General features: G+C 61.3%; 17 protein-coding genes. 9 read left to right on the plus strand and 8 right to left on the minus strand.

Annotated features, from left to right (window positions below):
- Positions 1-107 precede the first annotated feature (107 nt).
- Positions 108-1,337, minus strand: coding sequence for an MFS transporter (locus tag C2E15_RS10135; protein ID WP_245912395.1), 1,230 nt, complete (start codon positions 1,335-1,337; stop codon positions 108-110).
- A 122-nt stretch (positions 1,338-1,459) separates the two neighbouring features.
- On the opposite strand from C2E15_RS10135, the gene C2E15_RS10140 reads away from it, so the two are divergent.
- The 3 genes from C2E15_RS10140 to bioD all read left to right on the plus strand — a co-directional run bounded on the left by C2E15_RS10140 (position 1,460) and on the right by bioD (position 4,523).
- Positions 1,460-2,356 carry a LysR family transcriptional regulator gene (locus tag C2E15_RS10140; protein WP_104957254.1) on the plus strand — a complete coding sequence of 299 codons (897 nt, stop codon included), beginning with the start codon at positions 1,460-1,462 and terminating at the stop codon, positions 2,354-2,356.
- 133 nt (positions 2,357-2,489) lie between these two features.
- Positions 2,490-3,707, plus strand: coding sequence for a sugar metabolism global transcriptional regulator Mlc (mlc, locus tag C2E15_RS10145; protein ID WP_104957255.1), 1,218 nt, complete (start codon positions 2,490-2,492; stop codon positions 3,705-3,707).
- 132 nt (positions 3,708-3,839) lie between these two features.
- A complete protein-coding gene (gene bioD, locus C2E15_RS10150) occupies positions 3,840-4,523 on the plus strand; it encodes a dethiobiotin synthase (protein WP_104957256.1) in 684 nt (227 codons plus the stop codon).
- A 58-nt stretch (positions 4,524-4,581) separates the two neighbouring features.
- Here bioD and osmV read toward each other — a convergent pair whose 3' ends face one another.
- From osmV to C2E15_RS10170, 4 genes are read right to left on the minus strand one after another with little or no spacing between them, the layout of a single operon-like run.
- Positions 4,582-5,718, minus strand: coding sequence for an osmoprotectant ABC transporter ATP-binding protein OsmV (osmV, locus tag C2E15_RS10155; RefSeq protein ID WP_104957257.1), 1,137 nt, complete (start codon positions 5,716-5,718; stop codon positions 4,582-4,584).
- Positions 5,718-6,365: an osmoprotectant ABC transporter permease OsmW gene (gene osmW, locus C2E15_RS10160; protein WP_104957258.1), complete on the minus strand. Its 648-nt coding sequence runs from the start codon at positions 6,363-6,365 to the stop codon at positions 5,718-5,720. The genes osmV and osmW overlap by 1 nt, the downstream gene beginning before the upstream one ends.
- 9 nt (positions 6,366-6,374) lie before the next feature.
- On the minus strand, positions 6,375-7,286 hold the full coding sequence (locus tag C2E15_RS10165; RefSeq protein ID WP_104957259.1) for a glycine betaine ABC transporter substrate-binding protein: 912 nt from the start codon (positions 7,284-7,286) through the stop codon (positions 6,375-6,377).
- Between the two features lie 12 nt (positions 7,287-7,298).
- Positions 7,299-8,012 (minus strand): ABC transporter permease, encoded by a 714-nt coding sequence (locus C2E15_RS10170; protein WP_104957260.1) that lies wholly within the window; start codon positions 8,010-8,012, stop codon positions 7,299-7,301.
- 358 nt (positions 8,013-8,370) lie between these two features.
- Here C2E15_RS10170 and C2E15_RS10175 point away from each other — a divergent pair, with 358 nt between their 5' ends.
- Entirely contained in the window at positions 8,371-9,825 is a 1,455-nt protein-coding gene (locus tag C2E15_RS10175; protein ID WP_104957261.1) for an MDR family MFS transporter, read from the plus strand.
- A 43-nt stretch (positions 9,826-9,868) separates the two neighbouring features.
- Here the strand turns inward: C2E15_RS10175 and C2E15_RS10180 are convergent, their stop codons facing one another.
- Both C2E15_RS10180 and C2E15_RS10185 read right to left on the minus strand, forming a co-directional pair.
- A complete protein-coding gene (locus C2E15_RS10180; protein ID WP_104957262.1) occupies positions 9,869-10,165 on the minus strand; it encodes a DUF1161 domain-containing protein in 297 nt (98 codons plus the stop codon).
- A gap of 52 nt (positions 10,166-10,217) precedes the next feature.
- A complete protein-coding gene (locus tag C2E15_RS10185) occupies positions 10,218-10,562 on the minus strand; it encodes a DUF1283 family protein (RefSeq protein WP_104959143.1) in 345 nt (114 codons plus the stop codon).
- A 120-nt stretch (positions 10,563-10,682) separates the two neighbouring features.
- Here C2E15_RS10185 and C2E15_RS10190 point away from each other — a divergent pair, with 120 nt between their 5' ends.
- A complete protein-coding gene (locus tag C2E15_RS10190; protein WP_104957263.1) occupies positions 10,683-11,009 on the plus strand; it encodes a YnfA family protein in 327 nt (108 codons plus the stop codon).
- Between the two features lie 47 nt (positions 11,010-11,056).
- Here C2E15_RS10190 and ydfG read toward each other — a convergent pair whose 3' ends face one another.
- Positions 11,057-11,806 (minus strand): bifunctional NADP-dependent 3-hydroxy acid dehydrogenase/3-hydroxypropionate dehydrogenase YdfG, encoded by a 750-nt coding sequence (ydfG, locus tag C2E15_RS10195; RefSeq protein ID WP_104957264.1) that lies wholly within the window; start codon positions 11,804-11,806, stop codon positions 11,057-11,059.
- Positions 11,807-12,230: 424 nt separating this feature from the next.
- On the opposite strand from ydfG, the gene guaD reads away from it, so the two are divergent.
- From guaD to xdhC, 4 genes are read left to right on the plus strand one after another with little or no spacing between them, the layout of a single operon-like run.
- Positions 12,231-13,535 carry a guanine deaminase gene (gene guaD / locus C2E15_RS10200; protein WP_104957265.1) on the plus strand — a complete coding sequence of 435 codons (1,305 nt, stop codon included), beginning with the start codon at positions 12,231-12,233 and terminating at the stop codon, positions 13,533-13,535.
- Positions 13,532-14,974, plus strand: a complete 1,443-nt coding sequence (gene xdhA, locus C2E15_RS10205) for a xanthine dehydrogenase small subunit (protein ID WP_104957266.1) — start codon at positions 13,532-13,534, stop codon at positions 14,972-14,974. The genes guaD and xdhA overlap by 4 nt, the downstream gene beginning before the upstream one ends.
- Positions 14,964-17,330, plus strand: coding sequence for a xanthine dehydrogenase molybdopterin binding subunit (gene xdhB, locus C2E15_RS10210; protein WP_104957267.1), 2,367 nt, complete (start codon positions 14,964-14,966; stop codon positions 17,328-17,330). The genes xdhA and xdhB overlap by 11 nt, the downstream gene beginning before the upstream one ends.
- Positions 17,317-18,108 carry a xanthine dehydrogenase accessory protein XdhC gene (gene xdhC, locus C2E15_RS10215; protein WP_104957268.1) on the plus strand — a complete coding sequence of 264 codons (792 nt, stop codon included), beginning with the start codon at positions 17,317-17,319 and terminating at the stop codon, positions 18,106-18,108. The genes xdhB and xdhC overlap by 14 nt, the downstream gene beginning before the upstream one ends.
- The last annotated feature ends 16 nt before the right edge of the window (positions 18,109-18,124 follow it).

Raw genomic sequence — 18,124 nt, forward strand, 5'->3', positions numbered from 1 at the left:
TGATTATTAGTTACAACATACAAATTATCTGTTTAATTAACCATACCTCAGCAACGGTAAAAAAACCAGTCAGACAGAAAAAAGCCGCCCGCAGACGGCCTGGATGATTACAGCTTGCGGGTATGCAGCTGCCTGCCAACAAACAGCGCCAGCAGCAGCAGCAGGGCGATAAAGGCGGTAATGCCCGTCCAGCCGTAACGGTGCCAGAACAGCCCGCCAAGGGTGCCGGCCACGCTGGATCCGGTGTAGTAGCTAAAAAGATAGAGCGAGGAAGCCTGGCCTTTGGCCCGACGCGCGCGCGGACCAATCCAGCCGCTTGCCACCGAATGTGCGGCAAAAAAGCCGGCGGTGAACAACATCATGCCGGGAAAAATCAGCCAGAGCGACGGCGCCAGCGTTATCAGCAGGCCGATCAGCATCATCGCGGTAGAGAAGATCAGTACCGGTCCGCGTCCGTAACGGGCGGTCATTGCGCCCGCTTTCGGCGAACTCCAGGAGCCAGTAAGGTAGACCACTGACAACAGGCCGACCACCGCCTGGCTCAGCGACCAGGGGGCGCTCAGTAGCCGGTAACCGATATAGTTAAACAGCGTCACAAAGGCGCCCATCAGCAGAAAGCCTTCGGCAAACAGCAGCGGCAGGCCGCGATCGCGCCAGTGCAAACGAAAGTTAATCATCAGGCTGCGCGGATTGAGCGACGCGGGGCGGAAATGCCGCGACGCCGGCAGAATTTTCCAGAACATCAGCGCCGCGGCGAGTGCGAAGCAGCCGATAAAGGCGATTGCCACGCGCCAGGAGCTAAAATCGGTGATAACGCCGCTAATCAGGCGTCCACTCATGCCGCCGATAGAGTTGCCGCTGATATAAAGGCCCATCGAGAAGGCGATAACGCTGGGATGGATCTCTTCACTGAGATAGGTCATGCCCACCGCTGCCACGCCGCTCAGCGCCAGGCCGGTTAATGCGCGCATCATCAAAATGCCATGCCAGCTGCTCATCGCGGCGGAAAGCAGGGTAAAAATCGCCGCCAGCAGCAGGGCGACCACCATCACTGGCTTACGGCCGATCGCATCGGAAAGCGGCCCGGTCACCAGCAGCCCCAGCGCCATCAATGCAGTAGAGATCGACAGTGAAATACTGCTCGCCGCTGGCGAGACGCCGAACTCCTGCGACAGCACCGGCAGGATCGGCTGTACGCAGTAAAGCAGGGCGAAAGTGGCCAATCCCGCCGAAAACAGCGCCAGCGTCACGCGCATAAACTGCGGCGTGCCGCGTTTAATATAGCGATGCCTGTGAACGGGAAGAGAAGAGGCGGGCTGCGCGCTATCGGCGGGCAGGGACGCAGTATGAGATGAGCGATCCACAACGGTTCCTTGGTTTAAACATCAATCGCTTAATTGTGGGCGCGGGAGAATATACTGTCTAATATATTAATAATCTGAATTGATACTTACAGCATATGAATATTGAGCTGCGTCACCTGCGTTACTTTATCGCCGTCGCGGAAGAGCTGCATTTCGGTCGTGCCGCGCTGCGGCTGAATATATCCCAGCCGCCGCTGAGCCAGCAGATCCAGCTGCTGGAAAAGCAGATCGGCGCGCGTCTGCTGGCGCGCACGAACCGCAGCGTGCAGCTGACCGCCGCCGGACGTCAGTTCCTGCTGGATGCGCGCGCCATTCTGCTGGAGGTCGATCAGGCGGCAAGCCGCGCCGCGCGTCTGCATCAGGGCGAGGAGGGGGAGATCCGCATCGGCTTTACCTCCTCCGCACCCTTTATCGCCGCCGTCTCCGATGCGCTGTTCACCTTTCGCCAGCGCTATCCGCAGGTGCATATCCAGATGCAGGAGATGAATACCCGTCAGCAGCTGACGCCGCTCGGCGACGGTCGGCTGGATCTCGGCGTGATGCGCAATACGCCGCTGCCCGATACGCTCGCCTGGCAGCTACTGCTGCGCGAGCCGCTCTGCTGCGTGGTGCATCAGGCGCATCCGCTGGCGCGCCGCTCACAGGTCTCGGTACGGGAGCTGGCGCAGGAGCCATTTGTCTTCTTCGACGCGCAAAGCGGCACGGCGCTGTATGGCGAAACCATGGCGCTACTGCATCGCTATCAAATTCAGCCTTATATCACTCAGGAAGTGGGCGAAGCGATGACCATTCTCGGCCTGGTGGCGACCGGCCTCGGCATCTCTATTCTGCCCGCCTCGTTTCAGCGCGCGCAGCTGGCGCAGCTGGTCTGGCTGCCGCTGGCAGAGCCGGACGCCTGGTCAGAAATGTGGCTGGTCTGGTCGCGTCAGCGCGAAACCAGCGCGGTGATGGCCCATATGAAAGCGCTGCTGTTGGGCAAAGAACAGGCATAATTTTCTCCGCCAGCGGCCGTTTTTGTGCGGTAAATCACATATCGAATCAAATAGTTGACGGCCTTGAATAACTGCTCCACCATAGCCTGAGCAGGTTTATTTTGAAGCGCGAAAATAAGTGGGAGCAGGGGGAGTGATAGCGGACAGTCAACCTGGTCATATTGACCAGATCAAGCAGACAAACGCTGGGGCTGTATATCGCCTGATCGACCAGTTTGGCCCGATATCGCGTATTGAGCTTTCCCGGCGGGCGCAGCTGGCGCCGGCCAGCATCACCAAAATCGTGCGCGAAATGCTGGAAGCGCATTTGGTGCAGGAAACCGAATATCAGGAGCCGGGCAGTCGCGGCCGGCCGGCGGTCGGTTTAATTCTGGATACCGTCGCCTGGCACTATCTGTCGATCCGCATCAGCCACGGCGAAATCACCCTCGCGCTGCGCGATCTCAGCAGTAAGCTGGTGACAGAAGAGACGCGGCCGCTGCCGGTTGAAAGCGAAACGCCGCTGCTGACCCGCGTCACCGTCGAAGTCGATCACTTTTTTATTCGCCATCAGCGCCTGCTTGAGCGCCTGACTGCCATCGCCATCACCTTACCCGGCATTATCCACACCGGCAGCGGCATCGTGCATCGCATGCCATTTTACGACGTGGCCGATATGCCGCTGGGGCCGGAACTGGCAGCGCACACCGGCCTGCCGGTCTATATTCAGCACGATGTCTGCGCCTGGACCATCGCCGAATCGCTGTTCGGCGCCTCGCGCGGCGCCAGCGATGTGATCCAGATTGTGATTGACGATAATGTCGGCGCAGGGGTGATTACCGGCGGACGCCTGTTGCACAACAGCCGCAGCTCGCTGGTCGAAATTGGCCACACTCAGGTCGATGCCTACGGCAAGCAGTGTTACTGCGGTAACCACGGCTGTCTGGAAACGGTCGCCAGCATCGGCAGTATTCTCGAACTGGCCGCGCAGCGTATGCCGTCGGCGCCCAGCTCCAGCCTGCATTATCAGCCGCTGAGCGTGGATTCGCTCTGTGACGCGGCGCTCAACGGCGATCCGCTGGCGCGCGACATCATCACCGGCATCGGCAACAGCGTCGGGCGCATCCTGGCGATCATGGTCAACCTGTTCAATCCGGAAAAAATCCTTATCGGTTCGCCGCTGAATCGCGCTGCCGCGGTGCTTTATCCCGCCATTGGCGCCTCAATCCGCCAGCAGGCGCTGCCCGCCTATAGCGCCGAAATTCAGGTCGAGCCGACCGAATTCGCCAATCTGGGCACCATGCCGGGCGCCGCGCTGGTAAAAAACGCGATGTACAACGGCGAACTGCTGGTCAAACTGTTACAGGGCTAATCAAACCTTCGCTATCCCGCAAAAAATTGCGCTAACGCAAGCTGTTATCACACGCGATTTCCTACACTGTCCGGCGTAAACCGATGATTAAAGTTTAACTATTTCAGGCCGTCAGCCTGCCGGAGTGTTGCTATGCTGAGTCGTCTTTTCATTACCGGTACGGATACCGCCGTCGGTAAAACTGTCATTACCCGCGCCCTGATGCAAAAGCTGGCGGAAAATCATGCTGTCGTCGTTGGCTACAAGCCGGTGGCCAAAAGCAGCCAGATGACGCCGGAAGGGCCGCGCAACAAAGATGCGCTGGTGCTGCAGCAGGCTTCCACGCTGCAGATGCCTTATGAAGCGGTCAATCCGATTACGCTGCTGGAAGATGAGATCAGCACCCATCGCGGCGAAACCATCAACTACGCGCGCCTGAGCAGCGGGCTGCAGGCGCTGCAGGCGCAGGCGGATGTCGTGGTGATCGAGGGCACCGGCGGCTGGCGCAGCCTGATGAACGATTTGCGTCCGCTGTCGGACTGGGTGATTCAGGAGCAGCTGCCGGTGGTATTGGTGGTCGGCATCAAGCTGGGCTGCATCAGCCATGCGCTGCTGACGGCGCAGGCGATTATCAATGATGGTCTGCCGCTGCTGGGCTGGGTGGCAAACCGCATCAACCCGGGGCTTGCGCACTATGCGGATATTATCGAGGTGCTGCAGGAGAAGATCCCGGCGCCGCTGCTGGGCGAGCTGCCTTATTTGCCGCGCGCCGAACAGCGCGATCTGGCGGGCTATATTGACCTCGCGGCGCTCACCACACCGCAGGCGGTGGCCTGAACATAAAAAAGGCGCGCCGGTGCGCGCCTGATAGCCGGGAATGGCGGCCGCGCCGCCTTTAGCGGTTCAGCGAGCGGCGCGTCCGGCCGGAGCTGAGATAGTCGGCGATATAATCCTGCGAAATCTCCCCGCTGTAGCGGCCATCTTCATCCACAATCGGCATCCAGACCGAGTTGTGTTCATAGAGCTTCGACAGCACCACGCGCAGGTTCTCTTCCGCTCTGCCGGTGATCTTAAAGTTGTGCAGCAGCTGTTCGCAGTTGCCGCTGGCGCCGCGCGCCTCGCGCCGCTTCACAAAACCGAGCGGACGGCCGTCGTTATCCACCACGGTGACCGAGCGCATATCGTTATCATCCATCAGCGCGAACGCCTCCGCCAGCGAGGTAGAGCGCTTCACCGTCAGCGTCTGCTGTTGATCGGTTACGTCGCCCGCCTGCACCAGCAGCAGGCGCTTCAGGGTGCGATCCTGACCGACAAAAGAGCCGACAAACTCATTGGCCGGTTTCGCCAGCAGCTCGTCAGGGGTGGCACACTGCACAATTTTGCCCTGACCGAACACCGCGATCCGGTCGCCCAGCTTCAGCGCCTCATCGATATCGTGGCTGACCAGCATCACGGTTTTCTTCAGCTGGCGCTGCATTTCCAGAAACTCATTCTGAATTGCCTCGCGGTTGATCGGGTCGACCGCGCCGAATGGCTCATCCATCAGCAGGACCGGCGGATCGGCGGCAAGGGCACGGATAACGCCGATACGCTGCTGCTGGCCGCCGGACATCTCTTTCGGATAGCGATGCAGAAACTTATGCGGGTCGAGCGCCACCATAGTCATCAGCTCGCTGGCGCGCTCGCGGCAGCGTTTTTTATCCCAGCCCAGCATACGCGGCACCACGGTGATGTTCTCCTCAATGGTCATATTGGGGAACAGGCCGATCTGCTGGATAACATAGCCGATATTGCGCCGCAGGGTGACGGTATCCTGCGTGCTGGTATCTTCGCCGTTAATGGTGATTTTACCCCGAGTCGCCGGGATCAGGCGGTTAATCATCTTTAGGGTGGTGGTTTTGCCGCAGCCGGAGGGGCCGAGCAACACGCACATCTCTCCGGCGGGCACATGCAGGCTGACATTGTCCACCGCATTTATCGTGGCGCCGTTTTTCTGGGTAAAGGTTTTAGTCAGGTTTTCCAGTTTTATCATTATCGAATCCCCTTAGGTGTCAGCACCCGCTGCAGGCGGTGCAGCAGCCAGTCAAGCACAATCGCCAGTAAACAGATCAGCAGCGCGCCGGCGATCAGCTGGCGGATATCGCTGCTGCTGATGCCGTCCAGCAGCAGCAGCCCTAAGCCGCCCGCGCCGATAACCGCGGCAATCGCCATCACGCCGACGTTCATCACCACGGCGGTGCGGATGCCGCCGAAAATCACCGGCAGCGCCAGCGGGATCTCCACCCAGCGCAGACGCTGCAGAAAAGTCATGCCGATGCCGCGTCCCGCCTCGCGCATGCCGGGCGGGATATTCTCCAGCGCGGTATGGGTGTTGCGCACAATAGGCAGCAGCGAATAGAGAAATACCGCGGTGATCGCCGGCACCACGCCGATGCCCTGGCCGATCAGCGAAAACAGCGGGATCATCAGGCCGAACAGAGCGATAGAGGGAATGGTCAGCACAATGGTCGCGATCCCCAGCACCGGCGTCGCCAGCCATTTAAAACGGACGATCAGCACGCCCAGCGGCACGCCCGCGAGAATAGCGCAGCCCACCGCCACCAGCACCAGCCACAGGTGCTGCCACGTGAGTCCAAGCAGGTAGGGCCAGTTGCCGATCATATAGTGAATGGTATCCATAGCCTCTCCTTACAGCATGCCTTTCGATTGCAGGAAATCGCGCGCCACCTGCTGCGGCGACTGATGATCGATATCGACGCGCTTATTCAGCTCGGTGATCGCCTCATCAGTGATAAGCGCCGAGAGCTGATTCAGCGCCGTATCCAGACCCGGATGCGCCGCCAGCACCTCTTTACGCACCACCGGCGTCACGTTATAGCTGGGGAAGAAGTGCTTATCATCTTCAAGGATTTTCAGATCGAAGCCCTTAACGCGGCCGTCGGTGGTATAGACCAGCCCGGCGTCGACAAAGCCGTCGCGGATGGCGTTATAGACCAGGCCCGGATCCATCTGACGGATCTGCGGGCGGTCAAGCGTCAGGCCGTAAAGCTGCTGCAGCGGCTTCAGGCCGTCGGAACGGCCAGCAAATTCCAGATCCAGCCCCAGCATCCAGTTATGGTCGGGATCGCGCCGGCGAATCTCTTCGATACGCGCCACCAGCTGCGACACCGTGCTGATATGCTCTCGTTCGGCGCGCGTACGCTGCATGGCGAAGGCGTAGGTATTGTTCATCGGCGCCGGATCCAGCCAGACCAGCCCCAGCTTGCCGTCAAGCCGCCGCACGGTTTCGTACGCCTCTTTAGAGGACATCCGCTCTTTGATGCGGTTGAAAATAATCAGCGACGAGCCGGTATATTCCCACGTCATATCGATCTGCTTATTGAGCATCGCGCTGCGGCTGATAGAGACCGCGATATTGGTTTTAGGGATCACCTCAAACCCTTTTTTGCTCAGCCAGAGCGTGGTCATTGCCGATAAAATGTGCTGTTCGGTAAAGCCCTTGGTCGCCATGGTGATCGGCCGGGCGGTTGCCGCGCCAGCGGCGAACGCCAGCAAGCCGCACAGCGCCAGCGCGCGCGTGAAGGTACGTAGTAGGATCATCTGCGTCTCCTGTTACAGCGCATGCGGACTGAGCCAGCGGCCAAGGGCGGCCAGCAGCACGTCAAGTATCAGCGCGAACAGCGCCGTCGCCACCGCGCCGAGGATCAGCACCGGGAAGTCGTTGAGGTAGATACCGGGGAAAATCAGCTCACCGTAGCTGCTGGCGCCGATAAGAAACGCCAGCGGCGCGGTACCAACATTGATCGCCATGGCGATGCGGATGCCGGAAAGCATCACCGGCCAGGCATTCGGCAGTTCTACCTGGCGCAGGCGCTGCATTTTGGTCATGCCGATGCCGTTAGCCGCCTCCAGCAGCGAATCGGGCACGCCGATCAGCCCGGCATAGGTATTGCGCACCACCGGCAGCAGCGAGGCGAGGAACAGGGCGATAATCGCCGGACGATCGCCGATGCCGATCACCACCATTGCCAGCGCCAGCACGGCCAGCGGCGGCAAGGTGTTGCCGACATTGAAAATCTGCATGATATATTCCGCCCAGCGGCGGGCAAAGGGACGGCTGAGCAGGATGCCGCTGGGAATGCCGATCAGCAGCGCGAACAGCATCGACCAGCCCACCAGCCAGAGGTGCTGCCTGCCGAGATAGATCAAATCGACCTGACGCGCTTTAATCACATCCAGACCTATGCCGTAGATCAGCAGCGCGGCGACCGGCGCGATCGCCAGCAGCGCCAGCAAGATCCGCTTCATCGTCGAAGAAAAGTGCATGGACAGGGTTCTCCCGGGAATAACCTGAAGCGCCTTCTGCAAGACGGCGCCATTGTTATAGTAATCAGCGGGCGTCGGCCGGATGGAAAGGGCGTCCGTCGGCCGCGCGCGCGCTCGATATAAAATGCTGATTTATGCCTCTTTATCAGCAAAAACAAACGCAGTGCCTTAAACCTATAGCAGCGGCGGGGCAGCTGCGCCAGTTTTGGCGTTAAAATCAGCAGGATACTTTTGTTTTTTGCGGCGTAAACGGCGCTATTTTCGGCAGTTGGCCAAATCGGGCCGTATTAACAAGCAGAACGCGACGCGCTGCGTCACCGGGTGGGCTACGCTTAGGGAATTGACAGGAAGGGGAACCATGCCAGAGAACGCACATCAGCCGGTCGCGCACCGCCATTTGATCTTAATCGCCTGTATGCTGGCGATGTTTATGGCGGCGATCGAAGTCACCATCGTCGCCACCGCCATGCCGACCATCATCGCCCAGCTCGGCGGCTTTTCGCAGTTTGGCTGGGTGTTTTCCATCTATCTGCTGACGCAGGCGGTAAGCGTGCCGATTTACGGCAGGCTGGCCGATCTCTGGGGCCGCAAACGGATGTTTTTTATCGGCGCCACGCTGTTTCTGCTGGGCTCGGTGCTGTGCGGCTTCGCCGACAGCATGGGCTGGCTGATCCTGTTCCGCGCCTTTCAGGGGCTGGGCGCCGGCGCCATCATGCCGCTGACCTCCACCATCGTCGCCGATATCTATTCGCCGCGCGAAAGAGCGGGCATTCAGGGCTGGCTCTCCAGCGTCTGGGGCGTGGCGGCGATCATCGGCCCGCTGACCGGCGCGTGGATCGTGCAACACTTCAGCTGGGCGCTGGTTTTCTGGGTCAACGTGCCGCTTGGGATCGTCTCGATGCTGATGCTGGCGCGCTGGCTGCCGGCGCACCCGACAGAAGGCGGTCAGCGGCTCAACGTCTCCGGCAGCGCCTGGCTGATGCTGAGCGTCAGCGCGCTGTTGGTGGCGCTGCTGCAGGCGGAGGCGCTCGGCTACTGGCTGTTGCTGTTTTTAGCGGTGGCACTGCTGGCCGGGTTTATTCTGCTGCGCCATGAAAAGGCGGCGGAAGCGCCGCTGTTTCCGCTGGCTATCTGGCGCAGCCGGGTGATCCTCGCCGGCAATGCGGGCAACCTGATTATTGGCGCGGCGATGATGGGCATCAGCGCCTTTCTGCCCACCTGGATCCAGGGCGTTAACGGCGGGTCGCCGCTGCAGGCGGGCAGCGCGCTGGCGATGATGTCGATCGGCTGGCCGCTGGCCAGCACCCTGAGCGGCAGGCTAATGCTGCGCACCTCTTACCGCTTTACCGCCCAGCTGGGCGCGTTTTTGCTGATCGCCGGCACCGCGCTGCTGCTGACGCTGCACGCCGACAGCAGCCTGATTCAGGCGGGCTTCGCCGCGTTCGTCATCGGCACCGGCATGGGCATGACCAGCACCACGTTTCTGGTCTCGGTGCAGAACAGCGCCGACTTCGCCATTCGCGGCATCTGCACCGCCTCAATCATGTTTAGCCGCATGCTGGGATCGGCCATCGGCACGGCGGTGATGGGTGCGGTGCTGAATTACAACCTGATGCTGCGGCTGCCGGAAGCGCGCGATCCGGTACAGCAGATCATGTCGCCCGACCGGCGGCAGGCGCTGGACAGCAGCACGCTGCAGCAGATGATCGCGCAGATTGCGGCATCGCTGCACTGGGTGTTTATCGTTTCGCTGTTGATTGCGGTGGGCACGCTGTTTATCGCCTGGCGAATGCCGCGGCGGCGCCCGGAATAGCCGGTAAAAAGAAGGCACCGCGCAAGCGGTGCCGGGGGAGATTTTACTGGGCGGGCGCATCCTGAGTGGTGCCCGCATTGGCCGGCACGTTGGTGTCGCCGTCAACGCCGGTGCGCTTATAGACGATTTTCTGGCTGTCGTTTTCGCAGTGTCCGACAACCTGACCGCCGGCGGCATCCGCCTGATCGTTGGGCACGATATCTAAAGTAAAGCCCGATTCCGGCACGCCATTATTGATAATCTTCTGGCTGATATCCGCCTTTACCGACTCGCAGGACGCCTGGGCAGCCAGCGGAGCGGCAACCAGCAGGGCGCTTAACATCCACTTCTTCGCTCTCATCACATCATCCTTTTGCAACAAAACCAGCGGTAACTATAGCAGCTCTGCAGGATCAGGGCGTAACCGGGCGTCCGGTGCGCCGATCGAGACAGCGCAGGGTGTTGGCTTCCCAGTAGGCGTTGACGTTATAGCTCTGTTCGCAGGCATCGCGCGTATCAAAGGCGCGGTCGCTCTTGTCGAACTCTTTCTCCACGCGGCTGTTCACTTTTTTACGCAGCATGCGGGTATCGTCCCATTGCTCTTTGTTCTGACGCGCCTCTTCATTGCTGAGCGCGTTGCTGCCGTTTTCAATAATCACGCGATCGGTGCGCGCCTGCGCCGGCGCGGAAAGCGCCAGGGCGCCGAGCAGGGTCAGGGGCAGCAGCGCCACGGCCAGACGTTGAGTCAAGGTTTTCATCTTTTCATCCTTCTCTTTCATAGCGACCCGCCATGAGGTGGCAGTCGTTTTAGTATATCATCGCCGCTTATTTACTCACCAGCAGGCTGAGCGCTTCGTTTAGCTTTTGGAAACTTTTTCATGCTGAAAATCGCGTTGCTCTTTTTTGTTACCGCGCTGGCGGAAATTATCGGCTGCTTTCTGCCTTTTCTCTGGCTGCGCAAAGGGGCGTCGCCGCTGCTGTTGCTGCCTGCGGCCCTGAGCCTGGCGCTGTTCGTCTGGCTGCTGACGCTGCATCCGGCCGCCAGTGGGCGCGTCTACGCCGCCTACGGCGGGGTTTATGTGGTGACGGCGCTGCTGTGGCTGCGCTGGGTTGACGGGGTGCGCTTAAGCCCCTACGACTGGCTGGGCGCGGCGGTGGCGTTCTGCGGCATGCTGATTATCGTAGCGGGATGGGGCAAGGTATAGGGAACAGCGAGGCGAAAAAGCAGGGGGAGGGCCGCTCCCCCACGCAGTCAGACGTTTTTCGCCACGGTCAATCCGGCGGTGGTCTGGCTCACCGGCATCATCTCCAGCGTATTGATATTGACATGTGCCGGCAGCGTCGCCACCCAGAACACCGCCTCGGTAACATCTTCCGGCGTCAGCGCGGTGGTACCCGCATAGACACCTTCCGCGCGGCTGTCGTCGCCCTTAAAGCGCACGTTGGAAAATTCGGTGCCGCCAACCAGGCCCGGTTCGATATCGGTCACGCGCAGCGCGGTGCCGTGCAGGTCAGTGCGCAGGTTAAGGCTGAACTGACGTACAAAAGCTTTGCTGGCGCCATAGACGTTGCCGCCTTTGTAAGGCCAGTTGCCGGCAGTGGAACCGATATTAATGATGTGGCCAACATTGCGCTCCACCATCGCCGGCAGCAGGGTACGGGTCATATAGACCAGCCCCTTGTTGTTGGTGTCGATCATGGTTTCCCAGTCATCGATGCTCGCCTTGTGCGCCGGCTCAACGCCCAACGCCAGCCCGGCGTTGTTCACCAGAATATCGATCTGGCGCCATTCCGTCGGTAGCGTCGCGACTGCCGCTTCAATGGCAGCGCGATCGCGCACGTCAAACCGCAGGGTATAGAGGCTGTCGCCCAGCTCCGCCTTCAGGGCATCCAGACGATCCTGGCGGCGTCCGGTGGCGATAACCTTATGGCCCGCCGCGATAAAACGGCGGGTAATGCTTTGACCAAAGCCAGCGGTAGCGCCGGTAACAAAAATAATCATCTCACTGTTCCTCAACAGATTTTCCAGGTTAAACACCATAACACTTCGTTTTGCCGCTGCCCAGCGTCGGTGGACCGACGCTCTCAGCGGCGCATTTTGGTGCTTTGCACCGTGCGCCTGCCCGTTAACCGTGCAGCAGTCAGCGGGGCGGTCGCACGTTTTCCGTCTCGCTCGCTACTGCCAGCAAATCACAGGCCGATCGCAGAGCAGACATCGCCTTCACGCCACAGGCAAGCGTTTGCGCAACCGTTTCACCGGGAGAATTGCGCAGTCATTTTATTTAATTTACTGATTTAGAAGAAATTTAAAGAAAATAGCAGCTGGCACGACTCTTGCAATTTGCTCTTCAGCAGCCCGGCTGCAATAACAAAAGAAACCCGCCTGATAGCAAAGGAAGCCTTATGTTAGCCCTGAACACTACGCCATCCGCAGCAGCTTTTTCGATATTCGCGCCACGGCCAGCGATCCGGCGGCGATCGAAGCGCAGGCGCGCTATCTGGAAGAGGGCCTGCTGGAAGTTAAGCACGGCAAGATCGTCAGCCTGCGTCCCTGGCTGGAGGCGGAGGCCGCGCTGCCCGGCTGCGCGATTATCGATCGGCGCGGCATGCTGATTGTCCCCGGTTTTATCGATTGCCATATTCACTATCCGCAGACCGAAATGGTGGGCGCGTTTGGCGAACAGCTGTTGAGCTGGCTGGAGAACTACACCTTCCCGACAGAGAGCCACTACCGTTCGCCGCAGCACGCGGCCGCGATGTCGGAATTTTTTCTGCAGCAGCTGCTGCGCAACGGCACCACCAGCGCGCTGGTATTCGGCACCGTCCATCCTGAATCGGTCGAGGCGCTGTTTCAGGCCGCCGAACGACACGCAATGCGCCTTATTGCCGGTAAAGTGATGATGGATCGTCACGCGCCGGACGATCTGCTGGAAACGCCGGAAGAGAGTTACCGGCAGACGCGCGCGCTGATCCGCCGCTGGCACGGACGCGGTCGCCTCGGCTATGCGCTGACGCCGCGCTTTGCGCCTACCTCGTCGCCCGCGCTGCTGGAAAGGGTGTCGCAGCTGCATCAGGAATTTCCGGACACCTGGATCCACACCCACCTGGCGGAAAACCCGCAGGAGGTAGCATGGGTAAAACGCCTGTTCCCGGCGCAGCGCGGTTACCTGGATGTCTATCACCACTATCGTCTTACCGGCGCACGCAGCGTTTTCGCTCACTGCCTGCATCTGGAGGAGGAAGAGTGGCACTGCCTGCAGCAAACCGATTCCGCCATCGCCTTTTGTCCGACTTCCAATCTGTTTCTTGGCAGCGGCCTGTTTAACCTGCAGCGCAGCTGGCAGCAGCAGGTAAGGCTGGGGATCGGTACCGACATCGGCGCAGGCACCACCTTTAACATGCTGCAAACCCTGGGCGAGGCCTACAAAGTGGGCCAGCTGCAGAACTACAAACTGCACGCCTGCGAAGCCTTCTACCACGCCACGCTTGGCGGCGCGCGGGCGCTGAGCCTCGATCATCTGATCGGCAACTTTATGCCCGGCAAAGAGGCGGATTTCGTGATGCTGCAGCCGACGGCGACGCCGCTTCAGGCGCTGCGCTGGGGCAACAGCCGCGATATCTGGGAAAAGCTGTTTGTACTGATGACGCTGGGCGACGATCGCACCATCGCCGAAACCTGGGTCAATGGTCAGCGCGCCTGGCGGCGCGACGGCACGGAGGAGAACCTGTGATTCAGTTTCTGTTAAACCAGACGTTAGTGAGCGAGCAGCAGCTCGATGCCAATACCACGGTGCTGAACTGGCTACGTCAGCATAAAGGGCGCTGCGGCACAAAAGAGGGCTGTGCCTCCGGCGACTGCGGCGCCTGCACCGTGGCGCTTGGCCGCGTCGTGGCAGGCAAACTGGTCTATGAGACGGTTAACAGCTGCCTGCTGCCGATCGGCGCGCTGGACGGCAAGCAGCTGATCACCGTTGAGGATCTGCATCAGGGCGATCGGCTGCACGGCGTACAGCAGGCGATGGTGGAGAGCCACGCCTCGCAGTGCGGTTTCTGCACCCCCGGTTTCGTGATGTCACTGTTTGCGCTGCAAAAGCAGGGCGAGAGCTGGGATCGCGCGCGCGCCGAAAGCGCGCTGGCGGGCAACCTCTGTCGTTGCACCGGCTATCGTCCGATCGTCGAGGCGGCTCGTATCGCCTGCGAACGGCCGGAGAGCGACAGCTTCAGTCAGCGCGAAGCGGAAACCGTAGAAAAGCTGAAGGCGTTGCGCCAGACGATCATGAGTGACGTTGTCACGGAGAATAGCCGCTGCGTGCTGCCGCACAACTGTACCCAGCTGGCGGAATTATATCTGGCGCATCCGGAAGCGGTACTGCTGGCGGGCGGCACCGACCTGGCGCTACGCATTACTCAGCAGCATCAGCATCTGCCGCTGATCATTGCGCTGGAAGCGGTAACGGAGCTGCGCGCCTGGCAGGAGAGCGACGAGGCGATAACCATCGGTGCCGCCGTGCCGCTCAGCGAATGTCAGCGCCGTCTGCAACAGAGCGTGCCCGCCTTCAGCGAGATGCTCCACCGCTTCGCCTCATTGCAAATCCGTAATCGCGGCACGCTGGGCGGCAATATCGCCAACGGTTCGCCGATAGGCGACGCTTCTCCGCTGCTACTGGCGCTCGACGCCGGGCTGGAGCTGCAGCGCGGCGAGATCATACGCCGGCTGCCGCTGAGCGATTTTTTCCTCGGCTATCGTCGCACCGCGCTGCAGCCAGGGGAGTTTATTCGGTCGATTGTTATCCCTAAGGTGACACTGTCACCCGATATTCGCGCCTGGAAGGTGTCGAAACGCAGTGAAGATGATATCTCAGCGGTGTTCGCCGCCTTTAACCTGCAGCGCAGCGGCGATCGGGTCACGCTGGCGCGCATCGCCTTCGGCGGCATGGCGGCAACGCCGCGCCGCGCCGTCGCCTGTGAAGCCGCGCTGACCGGCGCAGAGTGGAGCGCCGCCACGCTGGCACGCGCCTGCCGCGCGCTGGAGCAGGATTTCCAGCCGTTGAGCGACGCGCGCGGCAGCGCCGCCTGGCGCATGCAGCTGGCGAAAAACCTGCTGCGCCGCTATTTCCATCAGCTAAACGGCGAACTGGCCGTCACCGAGGTATCGCGCTATGTCCCATAATCGTCCCGCGCTGGAACAAAACATCCTGGAAGCGCAGTACCTGGCGGATCTGCAACACGGCGTCGGCAAAAACCGGCGTCATGAGAGCGCGGAAAAGCATGTCACCGGTGAGGCACAGTATATTGATGACGGGTTAGCTTTTCCCGGCCTGCTGCATCTCGCTCCGCGCCTGAGCGATCATGCCCACGCGCGCATTCTGGCGGTTGACGTCGCGCCCTGTTACGCCATACCCGGCGTAATTGAGGTGCTGACCTGGCGCGACGTGCCGGGCGAGCTGGATATCGGGCCGCTGGAGCCGGGCGATCCGCTGCTGGCGCGCGATACCGTGCAGTACGCTGGACAGATCGTTCTGGTGGTGGCGGCGGAAAGCGAAGCGGCGGCGCGTGCCGGTGCAGAGGCCGCGCGTATCGACTACGCGCCGCTGCCGGCGATTATCGACGTGGAAGAGGCGCTGGCGCAGCGTCACTTTGTGCAGGAGCCACATATCCACCAGCGCGGCGACGTTGAGGCGGCGCTGGCGCGCGCGCCGCACCGTCTGCAGGGCGCGTTTCATATCGGCGGCCAGGAGCATTTCTATCTGGAAACCCAAATCGCGCTGGTCGCGCCCGGCGAAGATCGCACCTTTCAGGTCTGGTCCTCGACGCAAAACCCGACAGAGGTGCAAAAGCTGGTCGCCTCGGTGATGGGCACCGGCATGCATAACGTCACGATCGATATGCGTCGCATGGGGGGCGGCTTCGGCGGTAAAGAGACCCAGGCCGCGGGCGTCGCCTGCCTGTGCGCGCTGGCGGCGCACAAAACCGGCCGGCCGGCGAAAATGCGCCTGGCGCGCCGCGACGATATGCGCATCACCGGCAAGCGCCATCCTTTCTTTGTGCGCTACGATGTCGGCTTTGACGACGAAGGGCGCTTCTGCGGGGTGGATATTGCGCTGGCGGGCAACTGCGGCTGCTCGCTTGATCTCTCCGGGTCGATCGTTGATCGGGCGATGTTTCATGCCGATAACGCCTACTACCTTGGCGACGCGCGCATTACCGGCTACCGCTGCCGCACTAACCTGGCCTCCAATACCGCCTACCGTGGCTTCGGCGGGCCGCAGGGCATGGTGGCGATTGAGCAGATCATTGATGCGGTAGCGCGCCAGCGCGGGCTGGATCCGCTGACGGTACGCAAACGTAACTACTATGGCCGCGAAACGCGCAACGTCACCCACTATCATCAGCGGGTCGAAGATAACCTGCTGGAGGAGATCACCGCGCAGCTGGAGCAGAGCGCCGACTATCAGGCGCGGCGCGCGGCGGTGCGGCAGTTTAACGCCGCCAGCCCCTTTCTGAAGCGCGGCCTCGCGCTGACGCCGGTAAAGTTCGGCATCTCCTTTACCTCCAGCTTTCTCAACCAGGCGGGCGCGCTGATCCTGCTTTATACCGACGGCACGCTGCAGCTGAACCACGGCGGCACCGAAATGGGCCAGGGGTTGCATACCAAAGTGGCGCAGATCGTCGCGGAGGTGCTGCAGATCGACATGGCCGCCATTCGTATTACCGCCACCGATACCGGCAAAGTGCCCAATACCTCGCCGACCGCCGCGTCCAGCGGCACCGATCTCAACGGCAAGGCGGCGCAGCAGGCGGCAGAGACCCTGCGCCAGCGGCTGACGGAGATGCTCTGCCGTCTGCATCAGTGCCCGCCGCAGGAGGTGAGCTTCAGCAACGGTATCGTCCGGGTGCGTCAGCAGCATTTCACCTTTGCCGAAGTGGCGCAGCTGGCATGGCTGAACCAGGTGCCGCTCTCCGCCACCGGCTACTACCGCGTGCCGGGCATCCATTACGATCGTCAGGCGGGGCGCGGCCAGCCGTTCTATTACTTCTCTTACGGCGCCGCCTGCAGCGAAGTGGTGATCGATACGCTAACCGGCGAATATCGTCTGCTGCGCGCCGATATTCTGCATGACGTCGGCGCCTCGCTGAACCCCGCCATCGATATTGGTCAGGTGGAGGGCGGCTTTGTGCAGGGCATGGGCTGGCTGACCTGCGAAGAGCTGGTCTGGAACGCGCAGGGCCAGCTGCTGACCGACGGCCCGGCCAGCTACAAAATTCCGACCATCGGCGACATCCCCGCCGACCTGCGCGTGTCGCTGCTGGAAAACCGCAAAAATCCGCAGCAGACAGTGTTTCATTCCAAAGCGGTGGGCGAGCCGCCGTTTATGCTGGGGATCTCGGTCTGGAGCGCGCTGCAGGATGCGGTAGCCAGCGTCGCCGACTATCAGCATCACCCGCATCTGGATGCGCCCGCCACGCCGGAGCGGGTCTTCTGGGCGGTCGAACGGCTGAAGGGGGATGCGGATGGCGCCCTATGAATGGATAGAGACGCTGCATCAGTTGCGGAGGCAGCGGTGCGGCTGCGTGCTGATCACCGTGCTGAACGAACGCGGATCGGTGCCGCGCGATCGCGGTAGTAAAATGATCGTCACCGCCGATCAGCAATTTTTCACCATCGGCGGCGGCCATCTGGAGTTTCAGTGTATTGAGATGGCGCGCGCGATGCTGGCACAGGGGCGCGCGCTGCCGCACTGCGAGCCGTTCAGCCTCGGCGCGCGGCTGGGGCAGTGCTGTGGCGGCGCGACCACCATTTTGTTTGAGCCACTGCCGGTAAATCAGCCGCAGATTGCGGTGTTCGGCGCAGGCCACGTCGGGCAGGCGCTGGTCAGGCTACTGCATACGTTACCCTGTCACATCCACTGGATCGACGAGCGCGCCGCCTGCCTTGCCGACGCACCGGAAGGCGTTACCGTCTGCCACAGCGACGATCCGGCCGCCTGGGTCAGCCAGCTGCCCGCCGACAGCTATTTTGTGGTGATGACGCACCATCATCCGCTCGACCTGGCGATCTGCGAGGCGATCCTGCGGCGCGACGACTACCGCTACGCCGGGGTGATCGGCTCGCAAACCAAGCGCCAGCGCTTTGAATATCGCCTCGGCGGCAAAGGTTTCAGCGCGCAGCAGCTGGCGCGCCTGCGCTGTCCGATCGGGCTGCCGGAAGTGAAGGGCAAACTGCCGGCGGAAATCGCCGTGGCCGTCGCGGCAGAAATTATTGCCGTTTACCAACAGGCGCAGCAGGGTGGCACCGGCGGGTAACTGCACCTATGATTCT

The organism is Mixta gaviniae (assembly GCF_002953195.1).
Lineage (GTDB): Bacteria > Pseudomonadota > Gammaproteobacteria > Enterobacterales > Enterobacteriaceae > Mixta > Mixta gaviniae.

Coding starts and splice junctions, on each gene's coding strand:
- C2E15_RS10140 (WP_104957254.1), top strand. CDS start 1,460: ATGAATATTGAGCTGCGTCACCTGCGTTACTTTATCGCCGTCGCGGAA.
- bioD (WP_104957256.1), top strand. CDS start 3,840: ATGCTGAGTCGTCTTTTCATTACCGGTACGGATACCGCCGTCGGTAAA.
- osmV (WP_104957257.1), bottom strand. CDS start 5,718: ATGATAAAACTGGAAAACCTGACTAAAACCTTTACCCAGAAAAACGGC.
- osmW (WP_104957258.1), bottom strand. CDS start 6,365: ATGGATACCATTCACTATATGATCGGCAACTGGCCCTACCTGCTTGGA.
- C2E15_RS10165 (WP_104957259.1), bottom strand. CDS start 7,286: ATGATCCTACTACGTACCTTCACGCGCGCGCTGGCGCTGTGCGGCTTG.
- C2E15_RS10170 (WP_104957260.1), bottom strand. CDS start 8,012: ATGCACTTTTCTTCGACGATGAAGCGGATCTTGCTGGCGCTGCTGGCG.
- C2E15_RS10175 (WP_104957261.1), top strand. CDS start 8,371: ATGCCAGAGAACGCACATCAGCCGGTCGCGCACCGCCATTTGATCTTA.
- C2E15_RS10180 (WP_104957262.1), bottom strand. CDS start 10,165: ATGAGAGCGAAGAAGTGGATGTTAAGCGCCCTGCTGGTTGCCGCTCCG.
- C2E15_RS10185 (WP_104959143.1), bottom strand. CDS start 10,562: ATGAAAACCTTGACTCAACGTCTGGCCGTGGCGCTGCTGCCCCTGACC.
- C2E15_RS10190 (WP_104957263.1), top strand. CDS start 10,683: ATGCTGAAAATCGCGTTGCTCTTTTTTGTTACCGCGCTGGCGGAAATT.
- ydfG (WP_104957264.1), bottom strand. CDS start 11,806: ATGATTATTTTTGTTACCGGCGCTACCGCTGGCTTTGGTCAAAGCATT.
- xdhB (WP_104957267.1), top strand. CDS start 14,964: ATGTCCCATAATCGTCCCGCGCTGGAACAAAACATCCTGGAAGCGCAG.
- xdhC (WP_104957268.1), top strand. CDS start 17,317: ATGGCGCCCTATGAATGGATAGAGACGCTGCATCAGTTGCGGAGGCAG.